This is a genomic window from Micromonospora sp. NPDC049366, from assembly GCF_044466625.1.
Classification (GTDB): Bacteria; Actinomycetota; Actinomycetes; order Mycobacteriales; family Micromonosporaceae; genus Micromonospora.
In genome coordinates this window covers 1-25368 of sequence record NZ_JBITMV010000035.1, presented here as the reverse complement: position 1 = coordinate 25368, position 25368 = coordinate 1, and the positions used below count along the sequence as shown (strand labels likewise).

Genomic DNA, 25368 nt, shown 5'->3' with positions numbered 1-25368 from the left:
GAACTCACGGGGGTAGGGCTTGGGCACAGCAACATCCTTCCAGCTCACCGTCAGGGCAAGCCATCTCAGATGTCACCTGTCGGTGCAGCAGACCCAACACGGGAGGCGCATGCGCGGGGGAGCGCGCGCTGCTTGGAAGCGCAGCTGATGGTTGAGGACCTGCGCGTTCAGGCCGCGCGCCTGTACCAGGCGCGGGGACTGCCGAAACAACGAGCCGACTGCCTGGCCGAGGCGGTTCAGACAGTGCGCCAGACTGACACCGCCCTGGCACGAGAGGTTGACAGGGCGATCAAAGAGCACCGTCGAACGTGCCGCAGGCAAGGAGGTCTCGATCGTCACGCCATCTGTGCGTCCTCGGTGGCCCAGGCTGTGCGGTTCCGGCTACCACCCGTGGATCTGCCGGGGACATTCGGGCCCGAGCACCTGGAGCGCGCCGTCCCCAATGTAGGCGTCGAGGCGCTGACGGAGCAGGACGACAACGACGTCGTCCCCCAACCCGGAGGCGACGCCGCCGACCCCCTTGAAGACGCCGCACCGGGGGAGCCGGAGTTGACGTCCTGCGGCCATTCGCGGAACGATTTCCTTTGCCCGGACCTGCTCAAGCAGTTGCCGACCGGCCTGGCGCGTGTCGTCGCCGTGGTCGAAGTGTCCTACGACGCCACGCGGTTCGGCTTCACCTGGGTGACCGAGGACGGAGAATTGAGCACGGGAGCCGACAGCGCTGTTAACGTCCACGACGCGTGGCTCCAGGCGGTCTGCCGCACCGCGCTGGACCTGGGCGGTGAACTGTCGAACGTCCAGGTCGTCTGCCGCGACGAGAGGGCCGCCTCCGTTGTGCGGTACATCGACCGCGTGCGGCTTGTACCCGACGCCCTGGGCTTTCCGGTAGGCAGCCGCACTCGTGAACTGCTCAACGCACTGGTCCGGCAGCGCGGAAAGTTCTTCGTCCATGCCGACGGCTGTTCAGGGCCCCACCGAGGCATGACGGCTGGTCACCGCCTGGCAACGGTCGTCCTCACGGCAGCGCATGAACCAGATGGGGCGGCCATGGTGAAAGATGCCGCCGACCGGATCTCCGAGGAGCTTCGTGCTCTGACGGCGCTGGGCAGCGCACATCCGCGGCACGGTGACTCCGCGTCCTGGGTGCCTGGGGGGTTCGATGCTGATGAGCTGCGGTGGCAGGTCGCGCTGCAGCGGGTACATATCAACGGCGGTTGGAGCATCCTTCCCGACGGACTGAAGACGGTGCCGCAGGACAGGCAACGACTCCGGGTGGTCGTCGAGCATCCCGGCCAGGAAGCGCAGGCCAAACGCGCGGACCCTGTCTGTCAGGGTGAGTTGAGGCCAGCGGCTCGTAGCAAATCCCGCTGACAGGGCGAGATCAGGATCGATTGGCGTTGAGCATTTCTGCTGCTACCGGGTCGTCCCGGGATGATGGGGTCATGAGTCGTAAGCGAGGTCCGCGTTCGGACGGGCCGCGGGCCCGCCGGTCGTTCACGCCGGCGCAGAAGCTGGACCTGTTGACCCGTTACGAGCAGGCCGTGGCTGCTGGTGAGGGCGGGGCGTTCCTGCGGGAGCAGGGGTTGTACTCGTCGTTGATGAGTGAGTGGCGCCGGGCTCGTGACGCGGGTCTGTTGCAGGGCAGGGCGCCCGGGGAGTCGGTCGGGCGGCCGAGCGTGGAGCAGGCGGAGATCGCGGCGTTGAAGCGGGAGTTGGAGGTGACCCGCGCCAAGCTCGCCCGGACCGAGACCGCTTTGGAGATCATGGGAAAAGCACGCGAGCTCTTGGAGGACATCTCCAGGAGCGAGCCGGACGTGCCGGACGCCTTCAGGCGCGGACGGTGATGATGGACGCCTACCGGGCGTTGACCGCCGCCGGGGCCTCGACCCGGGCTGCGGCGCGGGTGACCGGCGTCGCCCGTGCGACCGCTGACCGGGACCGGCGACTGCCCACACCGCTGCCTGCGGTGCGGCGGGCGCCGGCCAACGCCCTGTCCCCAGCTGAACGGGCACGGGTGCTGCAGGTCCTCGACAGTGCCGAGTTCGTCGACGCAGCCCCGGCGCAGGTGTACGCGGCCCTGTTGGACCAGGGCGTGTATCTCGGATCCATCGCCACGATGTACCGGATCCTGCGGGAGCACCGCCAGGTCCGCGAGCGCCGCCGGCAGGCCCGCCACCGGCCCCGGACCCGCCCGGAGCTGGTCGCCACCGGACCGGGGCAGGTGTACTCCTGGGACATCACCAAACTCGCCGGGCCCGCCCGGGGCGTCTACTACGACGCCTACGTGATGATCGACGTGTACTCCCGCTACGTCGTCGGCGTGCGGGTGCACTCCCGCGAGTCCGGGCCCCTGGCCGAGGACATGATGCGCCAGGTGTTCGCCATCCACGGCGTCCCACATGTGGTCCACGCCGACCGGGGCACCTCGATGACCTCGAAATCCGTCGCCGACTTGCTGGAGGACCTGGGGGTGACCCGGTCGCACTCCCGGCCGAAGGTCAGCAACGACAACCCCTACAGCGAAGCCTGGTTCAAGACGCTGAAGTACGCCCCAGTGTTCCCGCAACGGTTCGCGTCCCTGGCCCACGCCCGCATGTTCATGACCGACTTCGTGGCCTGGTACAACGAAGCCCACCGCCACGCCGGCATCGGACTACACACCCCGGCCGAGGTCCACCACGGCCGCCACCACGCGGTCCGCGCGGCGCGGGAACAGACCCTGGCCACCGCCCACGCGGCGCATCCCGAACGGTTCAGCACCCACCGCCTCGCGCCCAAGATCCTCGACCTGCCCGAGCAGGTCTGGATCAACAAACCCGACCAGCAGACGAAGCTGGAACCGCTGGTCGCTTAACTCCCACTGGCCTCAATCCCTTGACACGTTCCGGGAGAGCGACGTGCTGCTTCGATCCATCAAGGGCCGATGGGAACTTCATGGCCTGGAATGGCCTGGAGGGCTCCTGCCGGGCACCCTCGTTACCTTCCGCTGGCGTCCGAGCGATAACGTGATCAGGGCCTCGACGGACCTGCTACCACGCCCGAAGCGAATCGACGAGTTGACCTACCGGCACCGTTACGACATCCAGGTAGTAGTGCGGGAGAACGCGCCGGGAGCTGACCAGGATGGCGCGGTACCCGACCTGTCAGACACCGGATGGGTCATGCGCACGCTGCGGAAGCTGGGCCATCTCAGCCCCGACGGGAGCGCAATCCTGGCGGAGCAGGCGCTGGTGCGCAACTGCCTTGATCTGGGCCTTCCGAGGCACCGCGCCGACCGGATCCATCCGGCGGTCGAGTATCTGATTCATGAGCGGCGCCTGGGACGGGTCCGGGGCAGCCTCGACCGAGACGGCCTTCCCAATTATCCGCCGCGACCCCGAGAGGCCCGGGCCGCCCTGCTGCGCTACGTCCCCCAGGTGGTAAGCATCGCGCCACAGTCCCAACCGCAGCACGAGAATCAGGCACCTCGTCGTGACCACTGGGTGGCTGGCTTTGTGCGGCGGCTCCCGGCTGGGGCCCAGGCAACTCCAGAACAAGTCGATGCTCACCGGGAAGCCATCCGGGCGGCGGAGGTGGTGGACCGGCCCCTGCCCGAGGGCTACACCTATGTGCGGCGCCACCGACGCGCCCGTTGATGTTACGCCTTCTGGGAAGAGTGGGGTGTTCGACCTGTCTGAAGAATTGACTGTCGAGCGTTGGTGGACCGACGCTGACATGGACGAGGTGACCCAGATGCTGGCGTCGCGCCGCTCCCGACTCTGGCAGCTCGCCGACCCCGCCGATCTCGCCGCCTGGGTGTTCGCCGATCCCGCTCCGGCGCCGCTCGACCCCGCGCCGGCTGATCTCGACGCTGACTGGGCGAATGGCCTGAATGAAGCGGGCCGCCAGGCCTGGGCGTTCGCCGGCTGGGTAGCCCGCACGGTGGTGCCCGAGCCGGCCAGGACTGCCGGCAGCCATTGGCTCCTGTCCCGGTTGGACGGCGCCGCGCCCGCGATGCTGCGACTGACGGTCGGGGTGCTGGAGATTCTCGGTCTATACGAGAACGGTGAGAGCGTCTGGCTGCGGCTACACGGGGGACCTGTGGCGCTGGCAATGGAGAGCGGCGCCGCGGACCCGGCGGAGTGGGCCCGGCGCGGCGTCGACCTCTCGGACGACGGTACCAAGACCCTCGCCGACGAGAAGATGATGCTCCGCTGCCCCGACCTGGCCACGGCGCGCTGGCTGCTTCGGCAGCAGCCGGTCATCGCTGGTCTACGGCTCCTCAGTTGCTGGGTGGCCGCCGGACCGTACTCGTTTGAGGGCCGGTACCGGCCGGAGATTGTCGCGCGGGCGTGGCGGGCGTCGGGGGCGTTGTGCGACGAGGACGTCGGCGCGGCGGTGGGCGACCACGTCGGTTTCGATCGGCCGTACGTCGGCGTGACAGCTACCGGTGGACTTCCGGCCCGGCGGTCGTTCGACGCGGATGCCTACCGAGCTGGGATGATCGAGCACGACCGGCTGTGCCGGGCGTTGCTCGAGCGACTCGCTCAAACAGGTGTACGAGCCGGATCGGGGCTTTGCGGCCTGCCGGTGGACCTGGCGTGGCGGAACCCGGACGGGCGACAGTTCGTCGCCGAGGTGAAGAGCGTGGCCGGCGGCAACGAGGTCGAACAGCTGCGCCTCGGCCTTGGGCAGGTGCTCGAATACCGTCACCGGCTCGCGGCACTCGGCCAGCCGGTGACTGCGGTGCTCGTGACCTCCCAGTGCACCGACCCGACATGGTGGGAGATCTGTGCAGGCAGCGGAGTCCAACTCTGGACCGGCCTAGGCTTCGATGAGTCCGGGTTGCTGGTAGCTCAGCCCTCGGGAAACGCCCTGAGGATCGATTTTGAACATGAACGGTCGGCAGGATGACCGCGCCGGCTCCGCGTTCACGATCAGAATCTCCGGTGCCGGGAACGCGTTCGTGACCACCGCGAGTCGCCAGCCGCTCTCTACCCGCGCGGCACGCTCCTCGTTCGGCGTGAGCAGAATGATGGGACGCCGTCCGACGACGCCCTTGACCTCGAACTAGCCAGGCACCCAGATTGTCGGTGGTTCCTGCCCGTGCTGTCTCCGGCTGTGGTTGGCGGCGTCTCCGCTGCGTCTACGACGTTTTCGGCGCGGAGCCGCGGCGTACCTTCCCAGATGCTGAAGTCGTCGCCGGAGCGGTTGAGGGCTGCCGGCGGGCCATTCAGTGGAAGCCGCAGAAGGGCTCGGCTGGCGTACCGTCGGGGCTCTGCTGAACGACCAGCGCCGATATCAGACCTGGGTTCCTCGCGTCTTCACGCTTCGACGCCGCCTCGAGGCCGTATGGCATTGGCCCGCCGTGGTACCGAACCCGAAGACCTTGTTGGGCCAGCAGTTTCACTGAGCCGCCGATAGGTGATCAGGGCATCCGCCTCGCTCCGCGAGTCCCGCCCGATCCCTCGCAGGATCTCTGTCGTCGCCTCGACGGCCCGATCGAACTCCGACTCCCCAGCGCGGATTGGCTCATCCGGACTCGATGACGGCTGATCAGGCAATGACGGGTATCTGACCCGGCGGCCAGATCAACTACTCTGCGGGAACCGATAGGCTCACCGTGAGCGTCGCTCTGATTTCACGGTGTGATGGTGGACGGATCATCATATGGGGGTTCGGATGGCGCCGAGCAGACGGCGGGCAGTGCTGATCGGGGTGAACCAGGGCGGACGCGACGTACACCTGCCCGCGCTGCGCTATGCCGAGCGCGACGCCCAGGCGATCCGGAACATGCTGCTTGACGATACTATCGGGACCTTCGACGACGGCGACGTCACGGTCTACATCGGCGCCGACGCCAACTGGCGCGGCATTAAGACCAAGCTTCGCGAACTGGCGCTCGACTCAGGTCCATCCGATGTGCTGCTGGTGTATTTCGCCGGTCACGCGCTGGTGCCCGAATGGAGCAACCAGCTCGATGCGTACCTCGTCACGGCGGACCTCGACCCGGACGGTCTTCGACGGGAGCCGGACAACGGCCTGCGGATGGCCTTCCTCAAACGCGACGTCTTCGAGACCTTCGCCGGCGCGTCCTTCCTCATTCTCGATTGCTGCCAGGCGGGGGTCTACCTCGACGCCGACCTGCGCCACGCGGAGGCGATGGAGACCTACCGCACGCAGGTCGACCGCCACAGCGCCCTGCTCGCCTGCCGGAGCGGCGCGGCCGCCAGGGAGAGTGAGGACTACGGGCATGGGGTTCTGACCCATTATCTGCTGCGCGCGCTCCGCGGCGAGGCCGCGGACGATAGCGGGCGCGTGTCGTTCGGGCAGATGGCGACATTCGTCGCCGAGCAGGGGATCGAGCCGCCGCCGGTCCAGCTCGTACACATGTGGGGTCCAACCACGGTGCTGGCCCAGCCGCCGGTCTCCCGGCATGACCGGAAGTCGCTCAGTTCAGCGGCCAATCCGGGCACCACACGGCCATGCAAGAGCCCGCTCGAAGACCAATCCAGCTCCATCCTGCAGCTCCTTGGCCGGGTGTTCCGGTCGGAGACCCGCCCGGCACAGCCGCCGCAGCAGGCCGGGTACGCCGACCGGGTGGAGATCATGCGGTCCGCCACGGGGGCCGAGTCGGTGGCGGCAGTGGAATTTTCCGGCACGGCCATCCGTGTGGTCAACGCGACTCCGCGCTTCGACAAGGAGGAGCTGCGGCCGTTGTTGGAGCTCGGCTCAGCAGACGCCATCAAGTACCGGACCGGGATGCCCGGTCACATCGTCTCGAACGACGCGGGTCGGCGGGTCCTCTGCGTTCCGCTACTTCACGAGGACGACAAGATTCTGACACTGATACTTGTCGATCCTGCACCCGCGCTGCTCGACATGGGTGAGCCGCTCGCTGTGATGCTGCGGGCGATGTGCGACGCCAACTTCCTCGGCGACCCGCTCCAGGCCGAGATGCGAGTGATGACCGCGCTACGCACCGCCTTCGGCCGCTTGCCTTTGACCCTCTACGAGTACGCCTTCAGCCTCTACCAGAAGCTGGTCGGCTCCATGTTCATGGTGTTCCAGCCCGTCGTCGAACTGGCCCTACGGCCGACGGGGGTGAGCATCCAGAGCTTCGAGGCGTTGGCGCGCCGCGGAGATCATGAAACACGCGCTCCGCTCGGCGCCTTGCAGATGGCGTACGCCTGGGGAGACCGCTTCATCATCGAACGGGACGCCCTTCTGCTCAGCAAGGCGATCCACTCGTACGCCGCTGCGGACGCCGCTACGTCGTATCAAGGCACAAAGCCGCTGTCGGTCAACGTCGCGGTCCGCTCGCTGCTCAGCGACTCATACCTGGCCCAGGTTAGTAAGGCGCTCGTCGAAGCCGACCTGAATCCGCGGACCCTTACGTTGGAGATTTCCGAACGGGACGCGATCGAGCCCGGGCCGGGTGAGCGATGGCCGCAGGAGCCGCTCGCCTACTTTCATCGCAGGCTGACGACCCTGGCGCGGGACCTTCGGATAACCTTCGCCGTCGATGATTTCGGCGTCGGATACGCCTCGCTGGCACGCATGGCGGAGCTTCCGCTGACGCAGATCAAAGTCGACCGGGCGGTGCTCCACCATCCCCTGGCCATGGAGGAGCTCGCGCTGGTGGCGCGGGTGGCCCGACACGCCGCCGACCTCGGGCATGCGCACACACCACGGCCTGTCATCGTCGAGGGCTACGACGACGCGGCGCCGATCAGCCTGAAGCAGATTTACGACCTGGGTATCCACCACGTGCAGGGCTTCTTCTGCGGCAACACTGCGTCGGCATCGCTGCATGATCTGGAGGAGCCGATCCGTGAGCGCATCGCTGGCCTGGTGAGAGGTGAGAAGTGACGAGCATCAAGCTGATATTGCCGGCCGAGGTGTTCGACGAACTTGATCTGCCCTATGAGGGTGTCCGGGACGTGTCGGCGGTGACCCTCGCTATCGAGGGCGTCAGCGTACTGGCGAACCTCGCAACACTCGCGACGTTGCAGCCGCAGCTGGGGACTCTGGTTGCCGCGGTCCGCAACTGGAGGCTGCGGGATCCTCGGCCCTCGGTTGTCCTGACTGTCAGGGGGCCGGGCATCGACCTGAAGATCGACCTGCCGCGCAACGTCAGTCGGGCACACCTGCTCGATCAGCTCCGCCCGCTTCTCGACGCCGAGGATTGACCACATTCCGGGGATGGTTCAGCGTCGATCCCTTTCGCTAGGGTGGTGACTTCATTACGTACGAGGGGATGCGACGTGGGCAAGCCGGGCAGTGTTTTCTGTGTAGAGGGTCAGTGGGACGACGACCTGGCTGAGCGCGGCTCGGTGCTGCCGACGCTGGAGCTGTTGGAGCGACTACGCAGAATTCGCTTCATCCACCGGGACGTGGCAACGCCCGGTGAGCTGCGCTTTTACCTCGAACAATGGTTGTCCCGGAAGTACGCTGCCTACAATGTCGGCATCTTCGCCATAGATGGCGGACCCGGTCGCCTCCGCCTCTCCGGGCGGCATGAGCTGGATCTCTTCGAGATCGTGGGATGGCTGCAGGGGCGATGCGAGGGCAAGCGACTTTACTTCGACTGCGGCACGGTCCTGCGGCTTACTGAGACCACCCTAGTGGAGATCCTGGAGGCGACAGGAGCCTCGATGGTGTGTGGTTTCAGTAAGACGATCGACTGGATCGAATCGTCTGCGTTCGACACTGTTCTCGTCGACCGGCTGGCCAACGGCCGTAGGGCCAACAGTGTCGAACAGATGGTCCGATCCACCCGTTGGGCGCCCTTGGCGAAGCATCTCGGATTCCGCATGGTCTACCAGCACCATGCGGGGACACGCATACCCGTCATGAGGGCACCGCAGGCAGTCGTGCCGGCATGAAGCGTCGGCCCCGCCCCGAACTGGACGAGCGGGTGCGGAAGAGCTGGCCCGCCATGCGAATCGCGCAGCGTCGTGTCCTAGGCGCGCGTGGACCGGGTTGAGGAGGCGCCTCCCTAACCGAAGGCGCCGCAACCTGTTTCTGGCGCTACGTCGAATCAAGCGCTGGGACAAAGCGGACGCGCCCGCGGTTGAAGTCGGGGTGTGCAGTGTATCCGGCGTCTCCCCACGACCGGCTGTGTGAATGGGTGCTGTCACCGTTGGCCCACCAGGCGGCATGGCGATAGGCGGAAGGGGGCAGCCCTCCAGGCACCAGTTCGTCGAGTCGAGCAAGGCTGTAGATCACCTCGCCGCTCCGCCTGCGGAGATGGTCGCGCAGCGGGTCGTACTTCGACATGTCTTCCTCCCGCCCCTACCGCCGAGGGCTGCTATACACGGGCTACCAAACAGCGTGGTAATGCTTCGCAGACCGGGCAACGGTCGACGGCGATCTGCTTTACCCAGAGGTGGGCTCTGGTGCGTTGAGAACGTCCAATATTGCGGCGGCGACCTGCTCGATGTAATCGATCGTTGTGTGGCACCGGCCCCGTCGATAGGGCGCTTCCGAATGGGATCCTCAGGATCCTCGTCGTACTCATGGGCGATCTTGTGGCGGCGCTGCACAATCTGCCGGAGCTGCTCCTGCACGTCCTTGCCCGTGCAGGTAACCCCGTCGCCGCTCTGCTCCGTGAGCACCCGCGCCACCCGATCCCAGAAGCCCCTGACGTCATGGACGAGACCGAAGCCTTCGCGAATCTTGTCCGGGTTCTGGTACACCAGGTGGCCCTGATCGCGCAACTGCTGATCGAGGGCTTCCACGAGCGTCTTCGTGCCGAGCTGGACCTGCTCGACCAGACCGAGCGAAATCTGGAAAGCCATGAACGCTTTGGGCTTCTGGACCGCGGGCTGTGCGACCAGCTCCAGCATTCGTGCCCGGATCTCCTGTCTCACCCAATGGTCGAGTGCGGCGACGCTCTGCACCCAGGCTGCCCGGAACACGTCCGAGACCTCGAACGCCCCCACCTTGAGCTGGTCCAGGTGCTGGCCTGCGGTGGCGAGACTACGTGCATAGTCCAGGTTCCGCCGCAGGCTTGTGAACGGCGCGTAACCGTCGTCATGGCCGATCGGGGCGGAGACAGGCTCGTCGGCAAGCACCGTCGGCGGTGTGTTGAAGCCGAGAAGCCGCTCGAGTCGGGCGATGCTGTCGGCCTGATTGATTCGGTAGACGGTGGTCAGCGACGGCAGGGCGAGCACCTCCCGCTCCACAGATGCCCGAGGAATGTCGGTGCGGGTCCACCGGACGGACCGCGCGTGGCGGATTCCCGCGGGTAGGTCCGTCCGGTACTCGTAGGGGCCGGTCACCCGCCCCACGGCGACGTCGGGACTCGTCCGACGCAGGAACAGCACGATGTCACCCTCGGACATCCTCGAGCGGAACGCGACCAGTTGGATCGCGTAGTTCTCCACCGCGCGCTGCTCGACCTCCGGGTAGGCGGCCCGGACCCGGTCGCGGATCTCGGCGGAAGCGGTGATTCCCGTCAGATCACCCGCGGCCGACCAGCCGACCGCAATCAACTTCTTGTCGAGGGCCAGCTCGTCATAGTTGTCGTCCCGCCCGGCCCGCACGATCCATGCCGTCGCCATCGGCTCTCCTTTGCTCGGTGCGCACCCGATCAATCTGTGCTGGTGACCGGGAACTTCGTCCGTTCGCCGTCCCAGACCTTCGACGTGATCTCGGGCAGGGCCGAGAGCGGCAACGACGTGTCGAGTTCCCGGTCGAAGACCCTCCGCCACTCGTCAGGCGTGCCGATGACGAGGAACGGGCCGATGGGGACCTGCAGTGAGTCTTCGATCATCTCGACGGGAACGGACTCGCCGGCGATCGTCACGTCGCTGTCGATGCCCGCGACCCGGGCGTACTCGATGGCGGTGTCCAGCTCGGCCATGCTGGCGGAGCCAGACCAGGAGATGCCGTCACCCGACGCCACGAAGACGATTCGGCCCCCGTCGCGGAGGCTGCCGTAGAGGGCGAGGTCGAGCGACAGCCCGGCGCTCGGATCGGCGTTCTCGACCGGCACCTCGTCGAGAAACGACGGCCGGAAGCGGTCCAGCAGCGTGTTCATCGACTCGGCGAGCAGATGCCGCCGCTCGTCGAGGAAGCGCGGATACCCGTCCGGTACCCGCAGCGACTCGGCCAGGGGCACGAGATGCGCTCGCAACTCCTCCTCGCGCAACGTCGGGAAGTAGTCAGCCGGGCTGCGGCCGCTGATCTGCTTGTTCGCCTGACTGGAGATGAATACCAGGTTGGCTAGGTCGTTGACCATGCCCTTGTCGAACCGGGGGTCATCGAGAGTTGCCGGCGGATGGACGTGGTGGTGCTCGAGCTTCGGCGCGGTGTCGGTGGCGGGAAGGATGTCGGTGCCGTACCACCAGTCGCGGGCGCCGCGAGCCATGGCCACGAGTAGGCTGAGGAAGAAGTAGGGGCTCTCCTTCGTGCGGCCCCGCAATGCTCGTTCGGTAACTTCGGCACGTGAGTTCTCGACGTCGAGGCCCTCCAGCAGGGCGCGGACGGGGTTCACCTGTCGAGCAGCGCGGATGTCCTGGCTCAGCCTCGTGTCGGTGGAGCCGCTGTAGCGGGTCCGGATGGTGGCGAGAAGAAGCCAGTAGATGATCCCGTTCGAGGTCTCGTCGTCGAGGGTGTCGTCGGTCCGCTCGCCAAGCAGCACAACCAACGGGATCAGCACGATCATTGAAGGCAACGGGTCCGACCGGGTCAGCTTGAGGTGTGTCTGTAGCAACGGCACCAACCGCCGAAGACCGCGCTTGACCACCTCCCAACCCCGCTCGAGTTCCGTGTCGCCGGTCTGCCGCAGCTTGCTGTGGGACCAGACCGAAAGACCACGGCCGAGGACGACACCGGCAAGTGCCCGGGACAGGAAGTTGACATCGATATGTCCATAGCCGTGGCGCAACCAGTGTTCGGCCTCGCCCTGCAGCTTCGTCAGCACGCCGGTCCACCGCGTCGACAAGGTCGCCATCGCGAGGTCAAGGGTGCCGAGCCGACGGCCGCCGCTGTTGACTCGGACGAAGATCTCGGCGACCTCCTCGTACGGGAAGCCCTTCAGTACCTCCATGACGAAGTGCCGGTTTCGCAACTGTTTGATCTTGCCAAGTCGGTCCTCGATCTCGTGGTCCTCCAACGTGGAGCCCGCGTCGAGTAGCCGCTGGGTCAGGCGGAGCATGCTCGCTTTCGGATCGAGCACGTCCGCCACCTTGACCCACTTCGGGTCGCGCTGGGTAGCCGCGCTCTGGTTCTGGAATTTCTGGTTCTCCACGTGGAAGACGACCTGTGCCTCGGGATGATCGGTGAACACGCGATGCAGGGACGTCAGCCGCTGCTGACCGTCGAGGAGGAAGAGTGGGGGCTTCGACGGAGCCTGTTCGGGCCCGCTCACGAACATGTCCCGTGTCGCCGGGGCGTCGTCGGTCTCCCAGAACAGGAGCGAGCCGAATGGGTAGCCTCGGTAGATCGAGTCCATCAGCTTGGCGACCTGTGTCGGCTTCCAGACGTATTCGCGCTGGATCTCGGGAAGCAGGATCTCGGCATTCGAGATCTCGTCGATCAGTTTTCCGATGGACCGTTCGATCCTGTCGACGTGCATCAGCCAACCTCTTCATCGCTACCAAGGTCCATGGAATGCCGAGTCAGGCTCCACCTACGGAAACGGCCCGCAGACGACTCCGTCCCATGAGGGAGGAGTGGACGTGCTGGGCTAGTGGGCCTGACTGAAGTACTACCGTGAGACATATAGACCTGTCCACCCCATGATCGGCTGTTCGATCTATGCGTCTGTCGCCCGCGTGGGGTATGCGGGTGGCTTTGCGTCAGCCGGGAAGCCGATCTTGTGGTCCGCCCACGCGCCTGCGCCGACTCGCCTCGCGCTGATCGGTACGGTATGCAGCATGTCTTCGCCCACCGCCGCGCCGCTGCTCCGGGAGTTCATCGACATCCCGGAGCGCACGAGCACGAGCGACTTCGTGCTCAAGCTCGCCGACAGTGTCGCCGACGCCGACGCTACCCTTCGTGATTATGTGGTCACGGATCGGCTACTCGGCAACTTCGACGAGGCGCTCGGCCTGATCCGCTCCGCGGTCGAGGGTCACGCGTCGAAGGCCGCCTACCTGCACGGTTCCTTCGGCTCCGGTAAGTCGCACTTCATGGGTGTGCTGCACGCGTTGCTGCGCGGCGAGCCGGCTGCCCGAGGGCGGGACGAGTTCGCGCCGCTGGTCGCCAAGCACAGCGTCTGGCTCGACGGGCGCAAGTTCCTGCTGGTCCCGTACCACCTGCTCGGCGCCCGCTCGCTTGAGCAGCGGGTGCTCGGCGGCTACGTCGACCGGATGCGAGCCCTGCACCCCGAGGCGTCGATCCCCGCGGTGCACCGCACTGACGCGCTGCTGGAACAGGCCGCCTCGCTGCGGGAGAAGATCGGTGACAAGCAGTTCATCGACGGCCTGCCCGGCGGCGACGTCGAGGATGAGTGGGGCGAGACAGAGGCGTTCTGGACGCCTGAGCGGCTGAACCAGGCCTTCGCCGGGGCGTACTCCGACGAACTGCGCCGCAAGCTGGTCAACGATTTGCTGACCAGCTGGAACCGGGGCTTCTTCACTAACGCGCGGGAGGACGCTGAGGCGTTCATCTCGCTCGACCGGGGCCTGTCCGAGATCAGTCGGCACGCCAAGGAGCTTGGCTACCACGGTTTGATCCTCTTCCTCGACGAGCTGATCCTCTGGCTGGCCAATTCCATCGGCGACCAGCAGTTCGTGTCCCGAGAGATCCAGAAGATCACCAACTTCGTGGAGGGCGGCGACACCCGCCGACCCATCCCGGTGATCAGCTTCATCGCCCGCCAGCGAGACCTGCGCGAACTCGTGGGCGAGCATGTCACCGGTGCCAACGAGCTGAGCTACCAGGACACCCTCAACCTGGCTAGCGGCCGCTTCGATGTGATCCAGCTGGAGGACCGCAACCTTCCCGAGATCGCCCGCCGCCGGCTGCTCAAACCGCGCGATACCACGGCCGCCGAGGCCATCGGCCGAGCCTTCGACGCCACCACGAAGGTACGCCGGGAAGTCTTCGACACCCTCCTCGGCACCGATGCCGGTAGCGCCGCCGGCATTGGTGCGGACATCGACGCCTTCCGGTCGACGTACCCGTTCAGCCCGGCGTTCCTTTCGACCCTGGTGCACGTGTCCAGCGCGCTGCAGCGCTCCCGCACCGCGTTGAAACTGATGCGCCAACTGCTGGTGGACCGCCGCGAGACTCTGCGCCTCGGCCAGCTCGTCCCCCTCGGCGACCTCTATGACGTGATCAGCAGCGGCGGGGACCAGCCCTTCACCGAGAAGCTCAAGGCTGAGTTCGAGATGGCCCAGAAGCTCTACGACCTGAAGCTGCGCCCCTACCTCCTCAGCCAGTACGACCTCACCGACGACGAATTGGAGGTTGCGCGTCGCGGTAATCCGCAGCCCGCCGAATTAGCGGGCCGGATCCGGGCCTTCACCGGCGATGACCGGCTGATGAAGACGCTGCTCCTCGCCGCCCTCGCCCCCAACGTGCCGGCGCTGCGCAACCTCACGGCCCGGCGGCTCTCGGCGCTGAACCACGGCACGATCACCAGCCCGATTCCAGGCGGTGAGGTCGCCCAGGTCAGCCGCAAGGTCGAGCAGTGGGACCGGCAGTTCACGGAAATTCGACTCACGGAGGGTGACGACCCCGTCGTCTCGATCGAACTCGTCGGTGTCGACGTGACGAGCGTCCTCGCTACCGCGCGGCACTACGCGAACGACGGGAGTCGCAAGCTCATGGTGCAGCGGATGCTGTGGGAGCAGCTCGGCGTGCCCTGGAGCGATTCGTTCTTCTCGGAGGCGCCGCTCACGTGGCGGGGAAGCCGCCGGCGTATCGAGCTTGTCTATGCCAACGTGCGGGATCCCAACGACATTCGCGACGAGGCATTCGCGCCCGATGACCCGGCGTCGTGGCGACTGGTCATCGACTACCCCTTCGATGACAGCAGCCATGGTCCCGCCGATGACCGGCAGCGGGTGCAGGAGCTGACCGGTCGGATGGCAGCCCAGACCGTGTGCTGGATCCCGGCTGCACTGTCTGTGGAGCGCTTCAACGACCTGAGCAGCTTGGTCATCATCGATGCTGTCCTCACCGGTCAGCGCTTCGACACCCACGCGGAGCACTTGAACCCGGACGACCGTCGACGGGCGCACGCGGTTCTGACCAACCAGCGCACGTCCTTGCTCAACGGGCTCCGCAAGGTGCTGCGCGAGGCCTATGGTCTGGCCCAGAAACACGAGAGCGACGTGCGGCTCGGGTTTGATGATCACCTGCTGTCGTTGACCCGCGCGCTGCAGCCCAAGCTTCCGATGGGGGCCACCTTCAACGACGCGCTGCGCACCCTGGGCGACCAGATGCTCGGTCAGCAGTTCCCCGCCCATCCGGACTTCGACCCCGACCGTAAGGGCGAGCCGGTGCGGTTGGCGGACGTCAAGATGGTCTTCAGCTACGTCCAGCGAGCGGTCGAGTCGCCGGAGGGGCGGGTTGAGGTCGACCGGGCGCACCGGCAGATCGTCCGTCGGGTCGCCAACCCGCTCGGGCTCGGCACCATGCACGAGGCGATGTTCGTCATCGGTGGTGAGTGGCCGCAGCACTTTCAGCACAAGGCGGCGGCTGAGGGCATCACGGGCGAGCTTCGGGTGGTCGACCTGCTGAGGTGGATCGACGACCCGGAGCCCCGCGGACTCGACCCGATCGTGGCGCAACTCGTCGTGGCGACGTTCGCGGAGCAGACCGATCGCGCATTCCATCTGCACGGCAGCGAGGTAGTTCCTGCTCCCGAAGTCGGCAAGATCAGCGCGGACCACACCCTGCGCGAGGAGCGCCTGCCCAGCCAAGAGGACTGGGATACGGCACGTGCCCGGGCCGCTGCCATCTTCGGCTTCCAGCCTTTGGCGCTGCGCCGAGGCAGGTTGGTCGCGATGTTCGGCCGCGACCTGACGACCCAGGCCAACCGGTACCGGGAAGCGGCACACGGACTGATCGCCCGACTGGAACAGCACGCCAAGTGGTTGGGGTTAGACCTGGCGTCCGGCAGCGGGCGACTTGCCACTGGCCGTGCCGCCGTGGAGTTGCTGGAGGGCCTGGTCAGCGCCGGGCCGGCGGTGGAGACCGTGGAGCGCCTGGCTCGCGCCGATCTCGGCGGACCGGCCGACCGGACTGGCAAGGGCATCAAGAGTGCGGCACAGGTGTCGGCTGACCTCGCCGGCGCCTCCTGGGACAATTTCGAGATCATCAGCGGTCTGGCTGAGCCCTTCGCCGCCGAGGCGGCGGCGATCCTCACCGAGCTGCGCCGCGTTGGCCAGGCCGATGAGCTGACTGCTCCGCTGTCGCCAGCTCTCCGACGGGCGCAGGCCGACGCCACCGAACTCATTCGCCGGGCCACCAAGCCGCCTCCACTGCCTCCTCTGCCGCCTCCGCCGCCTCCGCCACCCGTGGGAGAGAAGGCGCTGATTCGCGGCGGGCGCTCGGAGGACGCGCTGACCAAGCTGCAGCAATTCGTCAGTGGCCATTCCGACGCCACCATCGAGGTGAGCTGGAGAATCGTGCAGTGAACCAGGCACCCGCCCCTGCCCAGGCGTTGCGGATCAGCCCCGTGGCGTTGCGCCAGAAGGTGGCGCAGCAGCTCGAACGGCACCGCAACGGCGACGCGTACCCGGTGATGGTGGTGCGCGCCGAACCGGCATGGCCGCACGACCCGACACTGCTGCTGCCCGACGGCCGCCGGGTCCGGGTCGCGCCATGCGTGTCGCCGCTGGCCGTCTGGGAGCACCTTGTGGCCGAGCGCGGCGACGAGGTGCTGGTTCTGCTCACCGCCATCCCGGAGTCTGTGCTGCACCACGGCGTGCGAAGCCGGATCTTTCGCCAGCAGGTGCTAACGGTCGAGCCGTGGGATCTGGTGGTGGACGCCTTCGGCGCGCAGCTCTCTGACACCGCGCTGGAGCGCGAGGCGTGGGCCGGTGAGGCGCTGCTTGATGCGATGCCGCCGGCGGGCTGGCCGAAGCTCGCCACCCGCGTGCTGACCCGCGACGTTGCCCTGCGGCACCTCGCGGCGGTACGCCTCGGTCTCGACCGTCGGGGTGAAGAGCCGGACGATCTCGATGTGGCCGCGCTGCTGGGCTGGAGCGCCGAACCCGGGGCCGTCGAGGCGTACGGGTTGCTCCGCGACGCGGAGCAGGATGGGCTCGCGCGGTGGCTGGAGGAGCAGTTCGGGCGGCCGGCCAAGGCGCTCTTCGCGCTGGTCGCCGCCGGGCACGGCGCCGATGCGCTGCCCCTCGGCCTGGTCTGTGATGCGATCTGGAGCACCGACAACGCCGAGGCGGTGCGGACCCAGGGGCGCATCGACCAGTACTTCGGCAACCTCGACGACGATGCCACGGTGCGAGCCTTCGCCGCGGCCGCCGGGCAGGTGGTCACCGCGCTGCTGGCCGCTCGGTCCGGAAAGGTGCGTCGGCAGGGCCACGCGGTGCTCGACCGCGCGGAGGAGTTGCTCATCCAGTTCAACGCGGTGAGCAGTGCCGGACACAGTCCGATCCTGCGCACCGGCTTCAACCAGCGGATCGGTGCCGCCGCCCAGGCGTTGCTCGACGGGTTGCGCGACCCGGCGGGCGAGGTGCTTGACCGGGCGGTCGAGCACCTCGAGGGGCACCGGCTCGCCGAGGCGGAAGCGGCGCGTGTTCGTCGGATCCGGATGGCTCAGCGGCTGGTCCGTTGGCTCGGCACCTCGGTGGCCCCACCAGAGAGCGTGGCGGACGGTATTGACCGGCAAATCGCCGAGTGGGGCTGGGCCGACCTGGCGCTCAACCACGTCTGGGCCGGCGAAGATGCCCACCCGCAGCTGCAGCAGGCGTTCCGGGAGATCCACGAGCGGGCGCAGCAGCGCCGCCGCGACCTCGACGAGGCCTTCTCTGCTCGCCTGGCTGCCTGCGCAACCCCCGGACCGGGCCACGACGGCGGGCTGCTGACCGTCGAGAACCTTCTACCGCGCGTGATAGACCCGCTCGTACGCGCCGCGCGGCCCGTGCTGCTCGTGGTGCTCGACGGGATGAGCGCCGCGGTCGCGGTGCAACTCGCCGACGAACTCGCCCCGCACTGGGTGGAGTACGACCCCCTGGCCGGGTCGGGGCCGGCCCGGCGTCGGGGGATCGCAGCTGCCCTGCCCACCCTGACCGCGGTCTCCCGGACCTCGCTCTTCGCCGGCGCGCTCCGGGCCGGTACGCAGACCCACGAACGGCAGATGTTCGACAAGGGCCGGTGGGGACGGGGCTCCCGGATCTTCCACAAAGGTCCGGCGCGTGGCGGGGCCGGCGAGGTCTACTCGGGGGATCTGGCGGAGGCGGTGGCGGGAACGGCTCCCGTCGTCGCCGTCGTCATCAACACCGTCGACGACGCGCTGGCCCACGGACGGGAGGGCGACGAGCCCGGGTGGCAGCTCGACGACGTCGGATTTTTGACCAGCCTGCTCGACCAGGCCCGATCGTCCGGACGCGCCGTCGTCATCACCAGCGACCACGGGCACGTCCTGGAGCGCGGCGGCCGGCATGTCAAGGCTGCCGACGCGGCGTCGGCCCGGCACCGTACGGGCCCCGGGCCGACCGTCGGCGGCGAGGTGGAACTCAGCGGACCGCGCGTGGTCGCCGAGGGGAACCGGATCATCGCCCTGTGGGATCCGCTGCTGCGCTACCGTCCGAGCAAGGCGGGCTACCACGGCGGTGCCTCGTTGGCCGAGGTCACCATCCCGTTGCTGGCTTACCTGATGCCCAATGTGACGGACGCGCCGGCAGGCTGGGCGCCCGTCGAGGAGCGCCGGCCGGGCTGGTGGCAGGCGACGGCCGCCGAGTCGGTACCGGCGACGGCCCGGCCCGTGCCCGTGCCCAAGTCGCGGCGCAAGGCGCCGGTGGCCACGGGAGAGGCGCTGTTCGACGTACCGGACGTTCCGGCAGCAGTCAGCGCTGTGCCGGCGGCCGGCGACGGCGATCTGGTGTCGGCGGTGCTCGCCACCGACCTGTTCCAGGCGCAGCACGGGCTGACGCCGCGCCGGGTGGACCTCGGGAAGATCGACGCCGGGCTGCGGGCCCTGGTGGACGCCCGGGGCGTGCTGCCGGTGGCCGTGCTGGCGCAGCGGGCTGGCGAGGCGCCGGTGCGGGCGCTCGGCTTTGCCACCACCCTGCAGCGGATCTTCAATGTGGACAACTACCCGGTGCTGTCGCTGGCCGACAACAACCGCAGCGTCCGGCTGGACGTACGTCTGCTGCGGGAGCAGTTTCGGCTGCCGGGCGGTGGGTCGTGACCACAGTGAGCCCGGCGCGCCGCCGCGAGGTCATCGACGCGTTGCGTCGCGGCGCCGTGCCATCGACGGGTCTCGACCTCTTCGCGGTGGGGCTCGACCGTTTCGGCGCTGCGGTCGGCGAGGATCTCGACACCGTGGCCGCCGGCGGGTCGGTCTTCAAAGCCGTCCGGGGTGAGTACGGTTCGGGCAAGACGTTCTTCACCCGATGGGTGGCCGAGCAGGCCAAGCGGGCCAACCTGGCGACCGCTGAAGTGCAGATCTCGGAGAACGAGACGCCGCTGCACCGGCTGGAGACCGTCTACCGGCGGCTCACCGAGCGCCTGACCACGGCGACGTTCCCGCCTAGTGCGCTGCGGGCGATCATCGACGGCTGGTTCTATGCCCTGGAGGAGGACGTCCTCGCGGCGGGCGAGGTGGCCGCCGACGACGCGGAGGCGCTCGATCGGGCGGTCGGCACCCTGCTCGACCAGCGGTTGGCAACGGTGAGCCGGTCCGCTCCCGCGTTCGCCGCCGCGCTGCGCGGCTACCGGGCTGCCGCCGGGCAGGGGAATTCGGCCACCGCCGACGCCGTCCTCGCCTGGCTCGGAGGGCAACCACACGTGGCCGCTTCGGCCCGGCGGGTGGCGGGTGTCCGGGGCGACCTGGACCATTTCGCGGCTCTCAGCTTCCTGCAGGGGCTGCTGGCCGTTCTTCGTGACAGTGGCCATCCCGGCCTGCTGATCGTGCTAGACGAGGTGGAGACGCTGCAACGCGTCCGGTCCGACGCCCGTGACAAGGCGCTCAACGCGCTGCGGCAGCTCATCGACGAGGTGCACTCAGGGCGCTTTCCCGGGTTGTACCTGGTCATCACCGGCACCCCGGCCTTCTACGAGGGGCCGCAGGGCGTGCAGCGGCTTGCTCCACTTGCCCAGCGCCTTGCCGTCGACTTCACCACCGATCCGCAGTTCGACAATCCGCGTGCGGCGCAGATCCGGCTGGCCGGCTTCACCATCGAGTCTCTGGTTGAACTCGGTGGACGGGTACGCGACCTCTACGCCGACGGATCCACTGCGCCGGACCGGGTGCACCGCATGGTCGACGACGCGTACCTTGGCGAGCTGGCCAAGGCTGTTGCCGGCGGGCTGGGGGGCAAGGTCGGTGTCGCGCCACGGCTTTTTTTGAAGAAGCTGGTGGGGGAGGTGCTCGACCGCGTCGACCAGTTCCCGGTTTTCGACCCTCGGCAGCACTACGCGTTGACTCTCTCGGCCGCCGAAATGAGTGACGTCGAGCGCAATGCGAGCAGCGCCGACGCAGTCGCACTGGATCTTTGAAGCTGCCATGACGAGTGAGGCGGAGTTGCTGCATCCGGTCGTGCTGCATCACGTGGTCAACACGTTACAGTGGCCGGCCTTGCGGCCGCTGCAGGAATCCGCGGTGCTACCGCTGCTCAACGGCGAGGACGCCCTGCTGCTCGCGCCCACCGCCGGAGGTAAGACCGAGGCGGCGATGTTCCCGCTGCTCTCCCGGATGGCGCAGGAGAACTGGTCCGGGACGTCCGTCCTGTACGTGTGTCCGCTCAAGGCGCTGCTCAACAACCTGCTGCCCCGCCTCGAGACCTACACCGCATGGCTTGGTCGCCGTGCGGCACTGTGGCACGGCGACGTGACGATGGGGCGGCGCCGGACGATTCTCCGCGAGCGACCGGACGTCCTGCTCACTACTCCTGAGTCCCTCGAATCGATGCTGGTCAGCGCTGCCGTCGACCATCGCGAGTTCTTCGGGCAGGTGCGGTCGATTGTGGTGGACGAGGTACATGCGTTCGCCGGTGACGATCGGGGCTGGCATCTGCTGGCGGTCCTGGAACGCCTATCCCGCGTGGCGGGCCGGCCCGTGCAGCGGATCGGCCTCTCCGCGACCGTGGGAAATCCCGACGAACTGTTGGGTTGGCTGCAGGGCTCCGGCCGGGATCGGCGACCCTCGCGTGTGGTGGCACCCGGCCACACGGTTGGTGCCGTCATGTCGCCGCCAGCGCGTCCTGCCGGCGACATCGAACTGGACTACGTGGGTTCCGTGTACAACGCCGCCAAGGTGATCGCGGCTCTGCACCGAGGCGAGAAACGTCTGGTGTTCTGCGACTCCCGTGCCCTGGTCGAAGAGCTCGGGCAGCGGCTACGGGCGCTCGACGTGACGACGTTCCTCTCCCATGCCTCGCTCTCGGTCGACGAGCGCCGGCGCGCCGAGGACGCGTTCGCGCAGGAACGGGACTGCGTCATCGTGGCCACCAGCACGCTCGAACTGGGCATCGACGTCGGGGACCTCGACCGCGTCATCCAGATCGACGCGCCACGCAGCGTTGCCGCCTTCCTACAGCGGATCGGCCGAACCGGCCGACGTCCCGGCAGCACCAGAAATTGTCTGTTCCTCGCGCTGGACGGCGACGGGCTGCTGCACGCGGCCGGCCTGCTGCACCTCTGGTCGCAGGGCTGGGTCGAGGCAGTGGAGCCGCCACCTGAGCCCCGGCACATCGTCGCCCAGCAACTGCTGGCGCTGTGCCTTGAGCAGCACCGGGTCGGTGACCAGATCTGGCCGGGGGAGTGGAACGGACTCGCACCGTTCGATCGGAGCGCCGAGGTGATCGTCCGGCATCTCGTCGAGCGTGGCTACCTCGACGAGGACTCCGGGATGCTGTTCATCGGACCGGAGGCGGAACTGCGATTCGGCCGTCGGCACTTCATGGACATGTTGGCGGTGTTCACCGCTCCACCCCAGTTCACGGTCCTCTCCGGTCGAACCGAGATCGGCCGTGCGGATCCCGCGCTGCTGACCGCGAAGGTGCAGGGACCACGATTACTCCTGCTCGCTGGCAGAAGTTGGCGGGTTACCTACATTGACTGGAAGCGTCGTCGTTGTTTCGTCGAGCCCGCCGATGGAGGCGGCAAGGCGCTCTGGATGACGGGAGCCATGCCACAGGGCTTGTCGTTCCGGATGGTCCGTGCCATGCGCGACGTCCTGCTCGGCACCGACCCTCCGGTCGTTCTCACGGGTCGTGCCCAGACGAGGCTCGCCAGCCTCCGAGAGGACTTCGAGGCGGTCGTCCACCCCGGCGGCAGCCTGGTCAGCCGGGACAAGGACGGTGAAGTGCGGTGGTGGACCTGGGCCGGATACCGGGCCAATGCCACCCTCATCTCCACCGTCAGCGATATTGCCGACCCTACTCAACGGTTCGACGATGCCTCGATCCGGCTCCGACCCGATCTAGATCGGGAGGCGCTCCGTGCGGCGATGGCAGACGCGTCCGACCGACTCTGCCTCCCCGATGTCAGCGAGAAGGCCCTCGTGGGCCTAAAGTTCAGTGCGGCGTTGCCAGAACGACTTGCGCTGGCGACCCTGGCGGCCCGGCTTGCCGACCTTCCGGGCGCGCACACGACTCTCCGTGAGCCGGTTCGTACGACGCAGCTCCAAGCCTGACCGGACGTCACCTGACCGTGAGCGCAGATCGCCGCCCCACAGAGTTTCGGTGCTGGCTGGCACTGCCACGTTCGCGGATTGTGACGGAGTGCTAACAGCGATCTAGGTTCCCTCCGGCTTAGGCGCTAGGGTGACCAGCCATGGGGAGGGACGATGATGGATAGGCGTTCTGACGCTGCCGCCGAGGAGTGGCTGCGATCCTGGTCGGCATCGGTCGAACAGCGGGCCGCAGAGGCTCACGCGATGTCACAGCAAGTCGCCGCTCTGTTGGTGTCGTCCTCAGGGGGCAACGGCTCGGTAGAGGTGACGGTGGCGAGCAGCGGGGTTCCGACCGGCCTCTGGCTTGACGACCGTGTGCGCAATTGGCCTGCGGAACGCATCGCGGCGGAGATCATGGTGACGATGCGTCGTGCGCAGGCCCGCCTCGCCGAGGCGGTGGCGGAGGTTGCCGCGCAGACGGTCGGTGCGGACACCGAGACGGGCCGTGCAGTAGTCGCGAGCTACGCCACCCGGTTCCCGGAGCCGCAAGATGACGCCGCTGAGGACAGAGAACGGGGACGCGGTGGCTGGTGAACCAGGGTTCAACGTCGACAGCCAGACACTCCGAACGCACGCTGCGGTCGTCGATGGTGTCGCTGACGTCGCCGAACAATGCCGCCGCGTCGCGGGCTCCGTGCAGGTGGGCCGCGACGCGTACGGCAGACTCTGCCAGCTGATGCCGGTCCTGCTCGAACCGGTGCAGGAAACCGTCATCGACACCCTCGGCGAGGCGGTTGGGGTACTGCAGGGCTCAGCGGACGGCCTGCGTGCCGCCGCTGACCGGTACGACGGCGGCGATCAGGAGGTGGCGGCGCTGTTCGGTCAGGCAGCCGCATGGTGAGTCAGGACGGGTCGCCGCTCGTCGCTGCACGTGAGGACAGCACCACGGCCTTTAGCGGGATCTCCATCGCCGAGGACATCGACAGCCTGATGGCCGGCTATGCGGGCGGTGGCTGGATCGACGTGGCAATCGGTGGGCTCGCCGTGTCGATGGATACTCTCGCCTTCGTTACCGACCCGCTGGGCCAGTTGGTCGCTTGGGGCGTTGGTTGGTTGATAGAGCACGTGAAGCCACTCTCCGACGCTCTGGACGAGCTGGCGGGCGACCCGGACCAGATCGCCGCCTACGCCCAGACCTGGCGCAACCTCGCAGGCGCGATCGGCGATGCCGGCACCACTCTGACCGACACCGTGCACCGCGAGCTCGGCGAGTGGGTCGGGCGGGCCTCTGCGGCATATCGGCGCCGCAGCCTCGAGCACCAGGCCGCGCTCGATGCCCTCAGCAAGGCGGCCAACGCCATGGCCGAGATCACCACAGGCGCCGGACTGCTCGTCGCCATGGTGCGTGGTCTCGTCCGCGACCTCATCGCCGAGTTTGTCTCCGTGTTGGCCGTGCGGCTGTGGGAATGGCTCGCCGAAGCCGGGGTGACACTGGGCCTGGCCACACCTTGGGTCATCACGCAGGTCACTGCCCTGGCCGGTAAGTGGGCCGCCCGTATCGCACGGCTGCTACACGGCCTGATCAGTAGCTTGCGCCGTCTGTGGCCGATTCTCCATCGGCTGGGTGACCTCATTGCGGATCTGAAATCCCTGCTCCGCCGCTCCAGGCATCAAGATGCGACGTCATCGACGGCGCCGACCCGCGACACGCATCTGCTCCATTCCGACGCGGATCCGCTGGCGAAGTGGGGCGCTGCCCGATTGACTCATCCTGAGCAGTGGCAGGCCGCCATTCGCGAGGCCCAGGAATTGGGGGTAGAGGTAACGTTTCATGATGGCGTTCTCGCCTACGGACCGAGCCCATCGCCGGGAAGCCCAGGACAACTCATCCTGGATCCGGACGCCTCATACGGCGCGCTACTTCACGAGATGCAACACTTACGCGACGACCAAGCCGCAGGGTGGGCGGGGATGAGAGGGTGGTTCGCGGACCCGGTCGTGCGCTATGAGAACGAGGTCCGCGCCTACCAGCAGGAGATCGCATACGCGGAGTCCATCGGCGACAAGGAGTCCGTCGAGCGCCTGCACGAGTTGATCCGCGAAGAGTACGCGAAGATCTTCGGAGAGGAACCATGACCGTACCGCCCCCTCCGGACATGCCCGCACCTCCGGTACGGCAGATGGCCAACGAGGAGTTGGCGGACCTGGCGCGACGCGGTGGACCGTACCGGGGCAAGGCCGTCTTCGAGTTGGTCGACCGTGCGGGAACGGACGACGACGCCGCGGCTGTGCTCGGTGATCTGAGCAGGCTCCCCGTTCTCCGCGAGGACCGTGCGTTCCATCTGGTCTCCCTGGCCTGGGCGGCTATCGTCGGGCTGCTCGCCGCCGAGACGCCGCATTCCCGGCGGGTCGCATATGGCGCCTTTGCCGACCTACCGGCGGCGGACCAGGCGAATCTGCTGTCCTACCTGAAGGCGGAGCGCATCGAGGACGCGCACCCCCGCGTCTGACGCGGGTACGGCTGGAACTTGCCGCAACTTCACGGGGCTAGTCGCATCCTGTTTGGGCTGGTTGGTGGCTCTTGACGTGGCGGTGTGAGGTGTTTTCTCGCTGGCTGGGTGGTTGTT

Annotated in this window: 17 protein-coding genes; 15 read left to right on the top strand and 2 right to left on the bottom strand. The window is 67.6% G+C overall.

From position 1 onward, the window contains the following. The first annotated feature begins 132 nt into the window (after window positions 1-132). The 7 genes from ACIBTV_RS30390 (at window position 133) to ACIBTV_RS30360 (ending at window position 8867) form a co-directional block, all read left to right on the top strand. On the top strand, window positions 133-1371 hold the full coding sequence (locus ACIBTV_RS30390; protein WP_396710450.1) for a hypothetical protein: 1239 nt from the start codon (window positions 133-135) through the stop codon (window positions 1369-1371). A 71-nt stretch (window positions 1372-1442) separates the two neighbouring features. Continuing rightward, a protein-coding gene (locus tag ACIBTV_RS30385) for an IS3 family transposase (RefSeq protein WP_396710448.1) occupies window positions 1443-2854 on the top strand; the annotation gives its coding sequence in 2 pieces (ribosomal slippage) (window positions 1443-1773 and window positions 1773-2854; 1413 coding nt in all). A gap of 43 nt (window positions 2855-2897) precedes the next feature. Further along, a complete protein-coding gene (locus ACIBTV_RS30380) occupies window positions 2898-3635 on the top strand; it encodes a hypothetical protein (protein ID WP_396710446.1) in 738 nt (245 codons plus the stop codon). Between the two features lie 25 nt (window positions 3636-3660). Then, complete coding sequence (locus ACIBTV_RS30375; protein ID WP_396710445.1) at window positions 3661-4893, top strand: hypothetical protein; 1233 nt, start codon at window positions 3661-3663, stop codon at window positions 4891-4893. Window positions 4894-5685: 792 nt separating this feature from the next. Next, the gene (locus tag ACIBTV_RS30370) at window positions 5686-7851 is read left to right on the top strand and encodes an EAL domain-containing protein (protein ID WP_396710443.1); all 2166 of its coding nucleotides are present in this window, start codon (window positions 5686-5688) and stop codon (window positions 7849-7851) included. After that, window positions 7848-8171 carry a hypothetical protein gene (locus ACIBTV_RS30365; protein WP_396710441.1) on the top strand — a complete coding sequence of 108 codons (324 nt, stop codon included), beginning with the start codon at window positions 7848-7850 and terminating at the stop codon, window positions 8169-8171. Before ACIBTV_RS30370 ends, ACIBTV_RS30365 begins: the two co-directional genes overlap by 4 nt. 75 nt (window positions 8172-8246) lie before the next feature. After that, window positions 8247-8867, top strand: coding sequence for a DUF6642 family protein (locus tag ACIBTV_RS30360; protein ID WP_396710438.1), 621 nt, complete (start codon window positions 8247-8249; stop codon window positions 8865-8867). 339 nt (window positions 8868-9206) lie between these two features. Here the strand turns inward: ACIBTV_RS30360 and ACIBTV_RS30355 are convergent, their stop codons facing one another. Both ACIBTV_RS30355 and ACIBTV_RS30350 read right to left on the bottom strand, forming a co-directional pair. Beyond that, window positions 9207-10547, bottom strand: a complete 1341-nt coding sequence (locus ACIBTV_RS30355; protein ID WP_396710436.1) for a restriction endonuclease — start codon at window positions 10545-10547, stop codon at window positions 9207-9209. A gap of 29 nt (window positions 10548-10576) precedes the next feature. Continuing rightward, the gene (locus ACIBTV_RS30350) at window positions 10577-12565 is read right to left on the bottom strand and encodes a DUF262 domain-containing protein (protein WP_396710434.1); all 1989 of its coding nucleotides are present in this window, start codon (window positions 12563-12565) and stop codon (window positions 10577-10579) included. A 301-nt stretch (window positions 12566-12866) separates the two neighbouring features. Here ACIBTV_RS30350 and ACIBTV_RS30345 point away from each other — a divergent pair, with 301 nt between their 5' ends. The 8 genes from ACIBTV_RS30345 to ACIBTV_RS30310 all read left to right on the top strand — a co-directional run bounded on the left by ACIBTV_RS30345 (window position 12867) and on the right by ACIBTV_RS30310 (window position 25251). Next, window positions 12867-16580, top strand: a complete 3714-nt coding sequence (locus tag ACIBTV_RS30345) for a hypothetical protein (protein ID WP_396710432.1) — start codon at window positions 12867-12869, stop codon at window positions 16578-16580. Then, window positions 16577-19315, top strand: coding sequence for a BREX-2 system phosphatase PglZ (pglZ, locus tag ACIBTV_RS30340; RefSeq protein WP_396710430.1), 2739 nt, complete (start codon window positions 16577-16579; stop codon window positions 19313-19315). The genes ACIBTV_RS30345 and pglZ overlap by 4 nt, the downstream gene beginning before the upstream one ends. After that, a complete protein-coding gene (gene brxD, locus ACIBTV_RS30335; RefSeq protein ID WP_396710428.1) occupies window positions 19312-20625 on the top strand; it encodes a BREX system ATP-binding protein BrxD in 1314 nt (437 codons plus the stop codon). The genes pglZ and brxD overlap by 4 nt, the downstream gene beginning before the upstream one ends. A gap of 7 nt (window positions 20626-20632) precedes the next feature. Continuing rightward, the gene (locus tag ACIBTV_RS30330; protein WP_396710427.1) at window positions 20633-22762 is read left to right on the top strand and encodes a DEAD/DEAH box helicase; all 2130 of its coding nucleotides are present in this window, start codon (window positions 20633-20635) and stop codon (window positions 22760-22762) included. A gap of 153 nt (window positions 22763-22915) precedes the next feature. After that, entirely contained in the window at window positions 22916-23335 is a 420-nt protein-coding gene (locus ACIBTV_RS30325; RefSeq protein WP_396710425.1) for a YbaB/EbfC family nucleoid-associated protein, read from the top strand. Further along, window positions 23325-23642 (top strand): type VII secretion target, encoded by a 318-nt coding sequence (locus ACIBTV_RS30320; protein ID WP_396710423.1) that lies wholly within the window; start codon window positions 23325-23327, stop codon window positions 23640-23642. Before ACIBTV_RS30325 ends, ACIBTV_RS30320 begins: the two co-directional genes overlap by 11 nt. Then, on the top strand, window positions 23636-24877 hold the full coding sequence (locus ACIBTV_RS30315; protein ID WP_396710421.1) for a WXG100 family type VII secretion target: 1242 nt from the start codon (window positions 23636-23638) through the stop codon (window positions 24875-24877). Before ACIBTV_RS30320 ends, ACIBTV_RS30315 begins: the two co-directional genes overlap by 7 nt. Window positions 24878-24921: 44 nt before the next feature. Next, a complete protein-coding gene (locus tag ACIBTV_RS30310; protein WP_396710419.1) occupies window positions 24922-25251 on the top strand; it encodes a hypothetical protein in 330 nt (109 codons plus the stop codon). Window positions 25252-25368 lie beyond the last annotated feature (117 nt).